15 protein-coding genes are annotated in these 12290 nt (G+C 69.3%); 7 read left to right on the forward strand and 8 right to left on the reverse strand.

From position 1 onward, the window contains the following. Nucleotides 1-103 precede the first annotated feature (103 nt). Nucleotides 104-667 carry a YggT family protein gene (locus G3N62_RS05990; protein ID WP_006488584.1) on the forward strand — a complete coding sequence of 188 codons (564 nt, stop codon included), beginning with the start codon at nt 104-106 and terminating at the stop codon, nt 665-667. 12 nt (nt 668-679) lie between these two features. On the opposite strand, the gene G3N62_RS05995 is transcribed toward G3N62_RS05990, so the two are convergent. Together G3N62_RS05995 and crcB are read right to left on the reverse strand one after the other, a co-directional pair. Next, nucleotides 680-1030 (reverse strand): DUF190 domain-containing protein, encoded by a 351-nt coding sequence (locus G3N62_RS05995; protein ID WP_034187323.1) that lies wholly within the window; start codon nt 1028-1030, stop codon nt 680-682. A gap of 23 nt (nt 1031-1053) precedes the next feature. After that, the gene (crcB, locus tag G3N62_RS06000) at nt 1054-1440 is read right to left on the reverse strand and encodes a fluoride efflux transporter CrcB (protein ID WP_034187322.1); all 387 of its coding nucleotides are present in this window, start codon (nt 1438-1440) and stop codon (nt 1054-1056) included. Between the two features lie 409 nt (nt 1441-1849). On the opposite strand from crcB, the gene G3N62_RS06005 reads away from it, so the two are divergent. Then, entirely contained in the window at nt 1850-3061 is a 1212-nt protein-coding gene (locus tag G3N62_RS06005; RefSeq protein WP_124669218.1) for a S53 family peptidase, read from the forward strand. 37 nt (nt 3062-3098) lie between these two features. On the opposite strand, the gene G3N62_RS06010 is transcribed toward G3N62_RS06005, so the two are convergent. The 3 genes from G3N62_RS06010 to G3N62_RS06020 all read right to left on the reverse strand — a co-directional run bounded on the left by G3N62_RS06010 (nt 3099) and on the right by G3N62_RS06020 (nt 5119). Then, the gene (locus G3N62_RS06010) at nt 3099-3959 is read right to left on the reverse strand and encodes a Sir2 family NAD-dependent protein deacetylase (RefSeq protein WP_049031360.1); all 861 of its coding nucleotides are present in this window, start codon (nt 3957-3959) and stop codon (nt 3099-3101) included. Nucleotides 3960-4142: 183 nt separating this feature from the next. Continuing rightward, the gene (locus G3N62_RS06015; RefSeq protein ID WP_059557169.1) at nt 4143-4523 is read right to left on the reverse strand and encodes a hypothetical protein; all 381 of its coding nucleotides are present in this window, start codon (nt 4521-4523) and stop codon (nt 4143-4145) included. Continuing rightward, complete coding sequence (locus G3N62_RS06020; protein WP_034187318.1) at nt 4520-5119, reverse strand: NUDIX domain-containing protein; 600 nt, start codon at nt 5117-5119, stop codon at nt 4520-4522. The genes G3N62_RS06015 and G3N62_RS06020 overlap by 4 nt, the downstream gene beginning before the upstream one ends. 81 nt (nt 5120-5200) lie before the next feature. Between G3N62_RS06020 and G3N62_RS06025 the strand changes: the two genes are divergently transcribed. From G3N62_RS06025 to G3N62_RS06035, 3 genes are all read left to right on the forward strand, one after another. After that, complete coding sequence (locus G3N62_RS06025; protein WP_124669219.1) at nt 5201-5956, forward strand: DeoR/GlpR family DNA-binding transcription regulator; 756 nt, start codon at nt 5201-5203, stop codon at nt 5954-5956. Nucleotides 5957-6068: 112 nt separating this feature from the next. Then, nucleotides 6069-6680, forward strand: coding sequence for a chromate transporter (locus G3N62_RS06030; protein WP_069706099.1), 612 nt, complete (start codon nt 6069-6071; stop codon nt 6678-6680). Next, the gene (locus G3N62_RS06035; protein ID WP_034187315.1) at nt 6677-7219 is read left to right on the forward strand and encodes a chromate transporter; all 543 of its coding nucleotides are present in this window, start codon (nt 6677-6679) and stop codon (nt 7217-7219) included. Before G3N62_RS06030 ends, G3N62_RS06035 begins: the two co-directional genes overlap by 4 nt. Nucleotides 7220-7247: 28 nt before the next feature. Here the strand turns inward: G3N62_RS06035 and scpB are convergent, their stop codons facing one another. The 3 genes from scpB to G3N62_RS06050 all read right to left on the reverse strand — a co-directional run bounded on the left by scpB (nt 7248) and on the right by G3N62_RS06050 (nt 10661). Beyond that, on the reverse strand, nt 7248-8057 hold the full coding sequence (scpB, locus tag G3N62_RS06040) for a methylmalonyl-CoA decarboxylase (protein WP_034187314.1): 810 nt from the start codon (nt 8055-8057) through the stop codon (nt 7248-7250). Beyond that, entirely contained in the window at nt 8054-9277 is a 1224-nt protein-coding gene (locus tag G3N62_RS06045) for a CaiB/BaiF CoA-transferase family protein (protein ID WP_124669220.1), read from the reverse strand. Before G3N62_RS06045 ends, scpB begins: the two co-directional genes overlap by 4 nt. A gap of 61 nt (nt 9278-9338) precedes the next feature. Then, on the reverse strand, nt 9339-10661 hold the full coding sequence (locus G3N62_RS06050) for an MFS transporter (protein ID WP_124607808.1): 1323 nt from the start codon (nt 10659-10661) through the stop codon (nt 9339-9341). A 170-nt stretch (nt 10662-10831) separates the two neighbouring features. Between G3N62_RS06050 and G3N62_RS06055 the strand changes: the two genes are divergently transcribed. Together G3N62_RS06055 and G3N62_RS06060 are read left to right on the forward strand one after the other, a co-directional pair. Then, complete coding sequence (locus tag G3N62_RS06055) at nt 10832-11770, forward strand: LysR substrate-binding domain-containing protein (protein ID WP_034187311.1); 939 nt, start codon at nt 10832-10834, stop codon at nt 11768-11770. A gap of 122 nt (nt 11771-11892) precedes the next feature. Next, on the forward strand, nt 11893-12234 hold the full coding sequence (locus tag G3N62_RS06060) for an SMR family transporter (protein ID WP_124669221.1): 342 nt from the start codon (nt 11893-11895) through the stop codon (nt 12232-12234). The last annotated feature ends 56 nt before the right edge of the window (nt 12235-12290 follow it).

The following is a 12290-nucleotide window of genomic DNA, read 5'->3' on the forward strand; positions in this document are numbered from 1 at the left end:
CCCCTCCCCGTCGCGCGACGAGGCGTGATAAGGTGTCGGCCGATGCGCCGCCAACCGGCGTTGGCGGCCGCACGCTACTGACTGTATAAAAAGGATGCCAACGATGTTCGGCGAGATCGCCCGTTTTCTGCTCAATACCGTCTTCACGCTGTTCGGCGCCGCGCTGATCCTGCGCGTCTGGATGCAGGCCGTCCGCGTGCCGCCGTACAACCCCGTCACGCAGGCCGTGCTGCAGGCGACCAACTGGCTCGTACTGCCGCTGCGCCGCGTGATCGCCGGCGTGCGCGGCATCGACTGGGCCAGCGTCGTCGCCGCGCTGCTCACCGCGCTCGTCTACGTCGTGCTGATGGTCGTGATGGCCGGCTTCGATCCGGCCGCGGTGATCGCGACGCTCGTCGTGGTCGCGCTGCTCACCGTCGTGAAGTGGGCGCTCAATCTCGTGATCTGGATGACGATCCTGATGGCGCTGCTGTCGTGGCTCAACCCGCGCTCGCCGGCGATGCCGATCCTCTACCAGCTCACCGCGCCGTTCCTGAACCCGCTGCGCCGCGTGATCCCGAACCTCGGCGGCATCGACCTGTCGCCGATCCTGTTGTTCGTGATCGTGCAGGTGCTGCTGATGATCGTCACGCGCGCCGCCGTGTCGCTGACGATGTTCGGTATCTGAGTCGACGCCACCCTACGCCGCCGGCCCCTGCGCCGGCGGTGCGCCGAGCGTGTCGATCACGCCGAAGCGCGCCGGCATCATCGCGTAGCACACGCGTACTTTCTCGTGCGACAGCCGCTCGAGCAACCGCTGCGCCTCGTCCTCGGTGACGATGAATTCGACCTCGATCGCGAGCGAACCTTGCAGTTCGAAGAAGCGGTCCTCGTGCAGCACGCGATGCTGGCCGAAGCCGGCCATCGCGCGAAACGCGGACCCGCCCGCGACGCCCATCCGGTTCGCCTCCTCCAGCAGCCATTCCCACAGCGGTTTCCAGTGCAGCCGGTGCTGCTCGTGCACGTAAAAGCGCAAGAAGACGCGGTCCATCGCACCCTCCGATGGCGGCCGGCTCAGGCCGCCGCAAGCCACGCGCGCGCGGTCCACATGCCGAGCGCCGTCAGCGCGAACGATCCAGTCAAGTGTAGGGCAGCCACCGCCAATGCCCATCCGAATTCGCCCTCGAGCGCATGCGTCATCACTTCGACCGAATAGGTCGAGAACGTCGTGAGGCCGCCGAGGAAACCCGTGATCACGAACAGCCGCCACTCGGGCGGCAGCCCGACGCGCGCCGTGAACACGACGGCGGCCACGCCGATCACGTAGCCGCCGATCAGGTTCGACGCGAGCGTGCCGAGCGGCACGGCCGGAAAGAGTGCGTTGAGCGCGAGGCTCAGGAACCAGCGCAGCAGCGCGCCGAGCCCGGCGCCGACGAAGATCGCGACGATCGAATAGAACAAGGCCACTCCTCACTGACGACGCCGCGCGGCGGACACGGCCCACGCTGAACTGTATGCGGAATCGCGCGACGGCGGCAATGCCGGCAGGCGAGCCGGTACGCGCCCGATCGTGTCGCGGCTGTTCGAGGCCTTCCGTTATTTTCGCCAGCGCGACGTAATCGATATTTCCGAACAATTCAATCCGTCATGACAAATTCGTTTTAATACGATGATTATTTATCGGATTTTTAAAAGACAAAAAGACAATTCATTTCCCCCGTCGACCCGGCAAATGTCTGCTTATACGGGCATTCCACGGATTTACCCTCATCAGGCATTCCCGCATCCGGCCGATATTCGATTCAATTGATTCCGTCGATTTCGTAAAATTGTTTCGCCACGCCACTCCATCGACATGGAGACTCGAGAAATGAACAAGATCCGCCTGTCATCCATGTTGATTCCGGCGCTGTGCGCGTCGCTGCTCGCATCGGGCGGCGTGCTCGCCGACGGCAACGGGCCGCAGTCCTACGTCGAAGGCAACCGCGCGCCGAAAGGATTCGCGCGGCCGCCGTTCCACACGAAGCAGCGCGCGAGCACGGCCACGATCGCGGGCCTCACGCCCGCGCTCACGCGGCACGCATACGGGTTCGACTCGATCGCGAACCAGGGCGACGGGATGGTCGTCGCGATCGTCGACGCATACGACGATCCGAAGATCGAGTCGGACCTCGGCGTGTTCAGCAACGCGTTCTCGCTGCCGGCCTGCACGTCGTCGAACGGCTGTTTCACCAAGGTGTACGCGCATGGCGCACGGCCGAAGACCGATTCGGGCTGGGCGCTCGAGATCTCGCTCGACGTCGAATGGGTGCATGCGATCGCGCCGAAGGCGAAGATCATGCTCGTCGAGGCCGCGTCGGCCAGCTTCAGCGACCTCCTGGCCGCGGTCGACGTGGCCGTCAAGCGCGGAGCGTCGGTCGTATCGATGAGTTTCGGCGGCAACGAGTTCAGCAGCGAGACCGGCTTCGACGGCCACTTCAGCGTCGCGGGCGTCACGTTCGTCGCGTCGTCCGGCGACAGCGGCACCGGGACCGAATACCCGGCCGCGTCGCCGTACGTGGTGTCGGTCGGCGGCACGACGCTGTCGTCCGACAGCGCCGGCAACTACGTCGGCGAAGCGGCGTGGAGCGGCAGCGGCGGCGGCGTGAGCACCACCGAGGCCGAGCCGGCCGGCCAGACGGCATGGCCGATTCCGGTGGCCGGCAAGCGCGGCGTGCCCGACGTCAGCTACGACGCGAATCCGTCCAGCGGCTTCGCGGTGTACGACTCGGTCGCCTATCAGGGGCAGGCCGGCTGGTTCCAGGTCGGCGGCACGAGCGCGGGCGCACCGCAATGGTCGGCGCTCGTCGCGATCGCGAATTCGCTGCGTATGGCGGCCGGCAAGCGGTCGTTGAGCGGCACCTACGATGCGCTTTATACGGTCGGCAAGAACGCGTACGGCAGCGCCTTTCACGACGTGACGACCGGGTCCAACGGCACTTGCGGCAGCGTCTGCAGCGCGGCCGGCGGCTACGACTACGTCACCGGCCTCGGTTCGCCCGTCGCGCCGGCCCTCGTGCAGGGGCTCGTCGCCCGGCCGTAACGGCGCGATCGGCGCCGCTCGGCCCGTGGCGAGGTGCTCAGCCGCCGCGCCACGCGCGATCGAGCGTGGTCAACGTCGCAAGCGCACCGCCTTCCAGCCCGATCACGTCGGAACGGCGCGCCTGCGCTTCGCGCGCGTTGATGCGGATCACGTCCGCACCGAGCCGTTCGCTCAGCAGCCGCACGGTCGGAATCGCGGTGCCCGCGCCGATCTCGACCACGGCGACGCGCCCGGCCTGCGCGATCCAGTCTTCCAGCGCGCGTTCCTGCGCGTCGTAGCGCGCACCGAGCCAGCCGGTATCGCCGAACATCAGGATGTTCGGCCGCGCGAGGCCGCCGCAATGCGGACAGCCCGGCATGTCGCCGATCAGGCGGCATGTCGCCTCGTCGACATCCGGCACGAACGGCGCCGCCTCCCACGTATCGTCCGTGCACGGCCGCAGGCACTGCATCGCGTGAATAGACCCGTGAATCTCGACGATGCGCGCCGGATCGAAGCCGGCTTTCTGGAACTGGCCGTCGACGTTGCTCGTCAGCACGAAGCCGCCGTTCGGCATCGCGTCGATCCAGCGGCGCAGGATCGCGAAGCCCGCATGCGGCACCGTCGCGCGATAGAGCGCGAGACGGTGCCCGTAGAATCCCCACGCGAGCGGCGCACGCGCGCGAAATGCGTGCGGCGACGCGATCTCGTGGAATTCGAGACGCGCGTGACGCAGCGCCGGATATGCGCGCCAGAAGCCGTCCGTGCCACGAAAATCGGGCAGCCCCGAATCGACGCCGATACCCGCGCCGGCCGTCACGAGCAACGCGTCGGCGCGTGCGAGCGCATCGACGGCGGCGGCGACGAGATCGGCGGGCAGTTGCGCGGCGGCGGAATCAACGGAATCGGAGAACGGCATGATGGGGAGGCGGTAACGTCGAACGTTGCGCGGGTGGCGACGCGATCATACGCCCGTTCGAGCGTCGCGACGCCAGCGCGATACAGCGGCGCGATGCCACGCTCGTCCGGCCGCCCCCATGCGGACAGCAGCCGCTACGGCGAGGCCGCCCGCGAACCGTCGGCCCGGCGCCGCGCTGCCCGCTTAGCGATCCGAATCGTCCTGCGCGACCGGAATCGCGTCGGCCGAGAAATAGACCGGCTTGCCGAGCTGCCGTGCAAGGCCGACATCCATGTCCGCTCCGCGCGATGCGCCGTCGATCCGCAGCACCGCATCGCAACGTCGCAGCAGCCGGTGCGCGGCCGGATACAGGAACGTCTCGCTGATCGCGTCGCCGACCTGCCGCGACCCGGCCGCGACCGCGAGCGGCAGCGATACCCACTCGCCGATCATCGGCACATGCCCGCGGCGATACACGGCGAGCGCCGCCGTCTCCAGCCGGTGCAGGTTCGCGGCGATGCGCGCGGGGTCGCCGTCGGTGCCGCTGCGGTAGGGGCCGGCGACCAGCACGAGCCGCGGCGTCATGCGGCGCGCGCGCCGGCGGTTTCCCGCAGCGCGACGTACTGCAGCAGCATGATCGTCTTCGCGTCGACGATCTCGCCGCGCTCGACCGCGTCCAGCGCCGCCTGCAGCGGCATCTCGACGACTTCGAGATCCTCGCCCTCCTCCGCGACGCCGCCGCCGTCGCCGGTGCGCAGCGACGCATCGTATTCGCCGACGAAGAAATGCAGCTTCTCCGTCACGGAGCCGGGGCTCATGAACGCCTCGAACACCTTGCGCACGCCGCGCACGCGATAGCCGGTCTCCTCCTCGGCCTCCGCGCGGATGCGCGCTTCGGGTGTTTCATCGTCGAGCAGGCCGGCCGCCGCTTCGAGCAGCATGCCGTCGTGGCCGCTCACGAACGCCGGCATCCGGAACTGCCGCGTCAGCAGCACGTCGCCCGTGCCGGCATGGCGCAGCAGGATCGTCGCGCCGTTGCCGCGATCGTAGGTCTCGCGGCTCAGGCGCTGCCACGTTCCGTCGCGGCGCCGGAAATCGAAGGTCACCTTCCTGAGCACATACCAGTCATCGGACAGCACCGTCGTATCGACGATGCGCACCCGGTCATGCGTTGCAGCCATTGCAGCCTCCCGTTCGACAAAAGACGGCGCCCATGGTAACGTGCAGTTTCGTGCAATTTCAAGAATTTTCGTGCAATCACGATGCTGACGACCCAACGCAAGAAGGCGATCCTCGATGCGCTCGCGCGCGACGGCCAGGTGCTGGCCGTCGAGCTGAGCGCGCAATTCGGCGTGTCCGAAGACACGGTGCGCCGCGACCTGCGCGAGCTCGCGGCCGAAGGCCTGCTGCAGCGCGTGCATGGCGGCGCGCTGCCGGCGTCGCCGGCCGTCGCGCCGTTCGCGCAGCGCGAGGCGCTCGAGACGGCGGAAAAGCGGCGCATCGCGCGGCGGGCCGCGGAGATGATCGCGCCGGGCCAGGTCGCGATCATCGACGGCGGCACGACCTCCGCGCTGCTCGTCGGCCAGTTGCCGGCCGACCTGTGCGCGACGATCGTCACGCACAGCCCGAGCGTCGCGGTCGCGCTGGCCGCGCATCCGTCGATCGACGTGATCCTGATCGGCGGCCGGCTCTACAAGCATTCGATCGTCGCGGTCGGCGCGGCGGCGATGGAAGGCATCGCACGCGTCCACGCGGACCTGTACTTCATGGGCGTCACGGGCGTTCATCCGGTCGCGGGGCTGAGCACCGGCGATTTCGAGGAAGCGGCGATCAAGCGCGCGCTGGCGGAACGCGCGGCCGAGACCGTCGTGCTCGCGTCGCAGTCGAAATTGCGCGCGGCGTCGCAGTTCGTGATCGGCGAGATCACGCTGGCGCAGACGGTCGTCGTCGAGCAAGAAACCGACACCGCGCTGACGAAACCGATCGAGGCGGCTGGCGTGACGGTCGTGCGCGCGTAGCGCGTCGGATCGTTGCGGATGCCGTCGCACCGGCGCCGGGCCCATGTCAGCCTGCTGACAGGCGCCGCTTGTAACATGGGCGATCGTCCGATCGCCACGCGCTACCCGCCCGATGCCCCCGTCCACCGCCACGACTTCCCCGGCGCCGCCCGCAGGCGACGCACCGCCGCCCGGCCTCCTCGCGCTGTTCGTCGCGTTCACGCAGATCGGCCTGACCAGCTTCGGCGGCGGACTGAGCGGGCGGATGATGCGCGACTTCGTCCACGAGCGGCGCTGGCTCGACGAAGAGGCGTTCCTCAACGGCCTCGCGCTGTCGCAGGCGTTGCCGGGCGTCAACGTGAAGAACCTCGCGATCTGGATCGGCTACCGCCTCGCCGGATGGCGCGGCGCGGTGGCCGGCTTCACCGGCATCATCGCGCCGCCGGCCGTGCTGATCGTGCTGTTCGGCGTCGCGTTCTCGACCCTCACGCGCTTCCCGCTCACGCATGTCGCGCTCGCAGGCGCCGCAGCCGCGGCGATCGGACTGTCGATCTCGATGGCCGTCACCGCCGTGCGGCGGCTGCCGCGTCGCGCACTGCCGTTCGCGGTAACGGCGCTCACGTTCGTGTCGGTTGCGGTGCTGCACTGGCCGCTCGTGTGGACCGTGCTGATCGGCGGCACGCTGAGCGTCGCGCTCGAATACCGCCGCGCGGCCGCGGCACCGGCCGGGAACGATACGCGATGACCGTGTCGCCCCGTTATGCGGCCCTGTTCGGCGTATTCGCGCCGTTGTCGATCGCGACGATCGGCGGCGGGCAGGCGATCATCGCCGACATCCAGCGGCAGGTCGTCGACGTGCATCACTGGATGACCGCCACGCAATTCGTGAACGACTTCGCGATCGCGCGGATGGCGCCGGGCCCCGGCTCGCTGCTGGCGACGCTGATCGGCTGGCAGGTCGCGGGCTTCTGGGGCGCGGTGATCGCGACGCTCGCGCTGTTCGGCCCGACCGCGTTCCTGATCTACGGCGTCGCGCATCTGTGGCGGCGGCACCAGGGCAAGCGCTGGCAGATCGCGCTCGAAGCCGGCCTGCGCCCGGTCGCGGCCGGCATGATCCTCGCATCGGTCTGGGTGCTGCTGCAGGCGCTCGACGGCGGCTGGGCCGCGCGCGCGATCGCGGTGGCGTCGACGCTGTGCGTGATCTACACGCGCATTCACGCCCTGCTGCTGATCGCGCTCGGCGCGTTGCTGCTCGTCGGCGTGCACGCGCTCGGCGGCATGTAGCGCACCGCCGCAGCGCGACCGAACCCGCCTAGACGCCGCGAAACCGCGGCGCTCGGCGCTCGCCAAACGCACGCAGCCCTTCGTCGAAGTCGGCGCCTTCGCACGCTTGCCGGCGCAACTCGGCAATCCGTTCGAATGCGTCGGCAGGCAGCGGCCGCGCGTCCTGCAGCACGCGCAACTGCTCCTTCACCGCATGCACGGCAAGCGGCGCCTTCGCGGCAATCGTGCGCGCGACGTCGAGCGCCGCGTCGTCGACACCACCGGCTTCGGCCAGCCGGTTCACGAGCCCGTGATGCGCGGCGCGCGCCGCATCGAGCGGCTGCGCGCAGAAGAACATTTCCTTCAGCACGTGAATCGGCAGGTTGTCGTAAAAACGCAGCAGGCCGCTCGTCGAGTACGGCAGGCCGAGGTTCGCCGGCGTCATCGCGAAACGCGCGTCGCGCGCCGCGACGACGAGGTCGCAGCTCATCACGAGATCGACGGCCCCGCCCCACGCCGACCCGGCGACCGCCGCGACCACCGCGCCCGGATAGGTCCGCACGCGCCGCAGCGCGCGTTCGAGCGGCTTGCCGTAGGCGAGCGGATCGCGATCGTCGGCCAGTTCGCGCAGGTCGTGCCCCGCGCTCCACACGTCGCCGCTGCCGTCATTCGACAGGATCACGACGGGCGGCGGACGATGCCCGGCGAGCGCATCGAGGTGCGCGACCAGCGCATCGAGCAACGGTGCGTCGAGCGCATGCCGCCGCGCCGGATTCGCGAACCGCACGCGCGCGATCCGCTCGCCGACCATGTCGACCGTCACGGTCGACGCGCTGTCGTGTTTCGTCATGGCGGTCATTGCACGGCCTCCGCCACGGCTTCCGCCTGGAAGATCGCACGCCCGGCCAGCAGTTGGTCGATCGCGTCGTCGCCGTAGCCCGCTTCGCGCAGCACGTCGACCGTATGCTCGCCGAGCAGCGGCGGCGCGTGGCGCGTGCGCGGCGCGGGCAGGTCGTCGCCCATCCCGCCGAGCGGCGTGACGACCTGGCGCAGCGTGCCGAGCGTCGGATGAGCAACCGGCTCGACCAGCCCGCAATGCGCGAGCTGCGGATCGTCGAACACTTCGTCGAGCGTGTTGATCGGCCCGGCCGGCAACCCGGCTTCGACGAAACGCCGCGTCCATTCGCGCTTGCCGCGCGTGCGCAGCCGGCTTTCGAGCAACACCTTGAGTTCGTCGCGATGCGCGACGCGTGCATCGTTGGTCGCGAAGCGCGGATCGTCCGGCAGCTCGGGCAGCTCCAGCAACTGGCACAGCCGCAGCCACATGTCGGTCGTGATCGGCGCGAGGTTGAGCGGCCCGTCGGCCGTCTCGAACACGCCGTACGGCGCGATCACCGCATGCGCATTGCCGGTGCGGCGCGGCACGTCGCCGAGACTCAGGTAGCGTTGCCCGTGCACGCTCAGCAGCGCAACGAGGCTTTCGAGCAGCGACGTGCCGACATGCTGGCCGCGACCGGTGCGCTCGCGCTCGAACAGTGCGGCCATCACGCCGGTCGCGACCCACATTCCCGAGCTGAGATCGCCGATCGCGGTACCCGTGCGGGTCGGCTCGCCGTCCGCGAACCCGGTGAGGCTCATCAGCCCGGCGTAACCCTGCGCGATCTGGTCGAAGCCCGGCCAGTCGCGCAGCGGGCCGCGCGGGCCGAACGCGGTGACGCTGCCCATCACGAGCCGCGGATCATGCGCGCTCAGCGCCGCGTAGCCGAGCCCCATCGCATCCATCGTGCCGGCCTTGAAATTCTCGATCACGACGTCGGCCTGCGCGATCAGCCGCCGCACGACGTCGAGGCCCGCCGGCTGCCGGAAGTCCACGCAGATACCGCGCTTGTTGCGGTTGCAGGACAGGTAGTACGTGCTCACGCCGCGATCGAACGGCCCCCATGCGCGGCTCATGTCGCCGTGCGGCCCCGACTCGACCTTGATCACGTCGGCGCCGAGATCGGCGAGCACCATCGAGCAGAACGGCCCCGACAGCGCGCGACTCAGATCGACGACCTTGATTCCCTTCAATGCCTGCATTCCGGACTCCTGATATTGATGACTGGGTGTGGCGTGGAGGCGAACGACGCGCGTGTGGCGCTCATTCGGGCAGCGTCTGATGCCGCGTTTCGACCGCGAACGGCAGGATCAGGATGCCGAGTCCGAACGCGGCCGCCGTCCACGCGACGGGCACGCCGAGCGACCCGTAGCCGTGAATCGCGGCGCCGAGCAGGAAGTTCACGCCCGCGCCGATGAAGCGGCCGACCGACGCGTTGAACGCGAACGCGGTGGCGCGCACGCGCGTCGGGTACTGCTCGGGCAGCCACAGCGAGAAGATCGCGAAATTGCCGCCGAAGAAGCCGAGGAACGCGAGCGACACCATGAACGCCGCCAGCCCGTTCGGCTGGTAGAACGCCCAGCCGAACGCGAACACGATCGAGGCCGCCATTCCCGCGAAATACACGCCGAGCGCGGTGCGTCGGCCGAGCCGCTCCGACAGCCACGGTGCGACCAGGCAGCCGGCGATCGTCGCGCACGACAGGATCGCCGCACCGACGGACGCGAGCCGCAGCGCGCCGACGTGATCGATGCCCGCGCGCGCCGCCAGCGTGCTGACCGCGCTCGCCTCGTAGACGGAACCGGCCCACAGCCCGACGATCGCGACGCCGACGAGGCTCGCGCTCGTCAGCGTGCGGCGCAGGAACGCCGGCGCGAAGATCTCGCGCAGCGGGTGCGCGCGCCGCGCGTCGGCCACGTCGCCGTCGCGCGCGTCGTGCCGACGCCACTGCCCGGGCTCCTTCACGCGCATCACCGTGAACACCGCGAGCAGCGCGGGCGCCAGACCGCACAGGAACATCGCGCGCCAGCCGTAGGTCGCGCCGATCGTGTAGTTCAGGCAGGCGGCGATGAAGAAGCCGAAGTAGTAGCCCGTCTGCAGGTAACCGGCGCCCATCTTGCGGCGGTCTTCCGGCCAGCTCTCGGCCACGTAGGTGCCCGCGAGCGCCCACTCGCCGCCGACGCCGATCCCGGCGATCAGCCGGCACGCGGCCAGCGCCCATACGTCGTGCACGAACGCGGCCGCGCCGGTGAACACCGAGTAGATCAGGATGCTCGCGGCGAGCGTGCGCACGCGGCCGAAGCGGTCGGCGAGCGGCCCCCAGACGAACGACAGCCCCCAACCGATCAGGAACAGCGCGAACAGGATCGACCCGTACATCCCCAGATTCGCGGGCGTCGCCGCGATGCCGGACGCCGGCAGCAGTTCGGTCAGCGCGGGAATCAGCACGAGCGCGTAGATCACCGAATCCACGCCGTCGAGCACCCAGCCCGCGTAGACGGCCCAGAAGCCCTTCACCTGCTCGCGCGTGAGCGGCGTGCGCCGCGGCTTCGCGCCGGCCGCCGGCGCGTCGATCGCCTTGAACATCTTCGTCTCCTTGCCGGCAGGGCCGGCACGTTCGCCGCGTCCGGTCCGGAATGGCCGGCAGTCGGGCTCTTTTGTGAGACGAGTATAGAAACCCGATCGATCGCGGAAAAATATGATATTCATCTTGCTCGATCGGATTGGCTTATGACTCGAATCGGGAGACGGCGGCGATGGACTTGAGACAGTTGCGCTATTTCGTGAAGGTCGTCGAATGTGGCAACGTCACGCATGCGAGCGAGGCGCTGCACGTCGCACAGCCGGCGGTGAGCCAGCAGATGCGCAATCTCGAACAGGATCTCGGGATGCAGCTGCTCGAGCGGAGCGTGCGCGGCGTCGCGCCGACCGCCGCCGGCCGCACGCTGTACCAGCACGCGCTCGACCTGCTGCGCCAGGCCGACGGCACGCGCGAGCTGCTGCGCCGCGACGCCGACACGCCGCAGGGCCGCGTGACGGTCGGCATGCCGTCGAGCACCGCGCGCGTGCTGGCCATTCCGCTCGCCCGCGCGGTGCGCGACCGCTACCCGGGCATCATGCTGGAGCTGATCGAGGCGCCGAGCGCCGATCTCGACACGCTGCTCGAACGCGCGCGGCTCGATCTCGCGATCGTCGTCGATGCGGTCGACACGCGCGGCATCGCGGTCCACCGGCTGCTGACGGAGACGCTGTACCTGATCACGTGGCCCGAATTCCAGGTGCCGGACGATCCAGTGCCGCTCGACGCGATCGCGCGGATGCCGCTCGTGCTGCCGAGCGCGCCGAACACGATCCGCAACCGCGTCGACTGGGCAATGCGCGAGGCCGGGCTGTCGTACGAGATCAGCTTCGAGGCGAGTTCGACCGGGCTGCTGTTCGCGGCCGTGATGGCGCAGCTCGGCGTGACGATCCTGCCGTGGACGGCCGCGCACGTCGAGATCGAGGAACGCAAGCTCAAGCTGTCGACGGTCGCGCACCGGCTGTTCGCGCGCGACCTGTCGCTGTGCTGGCACGATACGGCGCTCGTCAGCAACGCGGTGCAGAAGGTCAAGGGCGAGATCGTCCGGCTGTTCGACACGCTCGGGCAGCGGCCGGAGTGGGCGGCCGGCAATAACGATCGCAGCGATCGCACGTGAGCCGTGCCGCGCTTGCTTAGTGCGGCTCCATCGCGCGTACCAAGCTCCTTTCATGGGGGGACCGCTGACACCTCCGCTTCTCCTCGCCGCTCGGTATAAGCGTCGGGGGAAGGAGGCCGTTCGTGTCCCCGTCCCAGTCTGCCTGGTTTCTGCTAGGCGTCAGTGTTCTCACCGAAGTGCTCGGCTCCGTCGGCCTGAAATTTTCGGTCGGTTTTTCCCGCCCGCTGCCGTCCGCGCTCACGATCGTCTGCTATGCCTGCGCCGTATCGCTGATGGCGCTCGCGACGAAGCGGCTCGAACTGGGGCTCGCGTACGCGAGCTGGGCCGCCGCCAGCACCGCGGCCACCGCCGTGATCGGCATCGTCTGCGTCGACGAGTGGGTGTCGTCGCTGAAGCTCGCCGGCCTCGCGCTGACCGTCTGCGCGCTCGTCGCGCTCAACCTCGGCGATGCAGCAGCGCGGTGATCGACACGCAGGCGCCCGGCGCGGCATTGACAACGCCCCCAGGCACCCCTTAACGT

This window comes from Burkholderia sp. Tr-20355, assembly GCF_017104685.1.
GTDB classification, from domain to species: Bacteria; Pseudomonadota; Gammaproteobacteria; order Burkholderiales; family Burkholderiaceae; genus Burkholderia; species Burkholderia seminalis.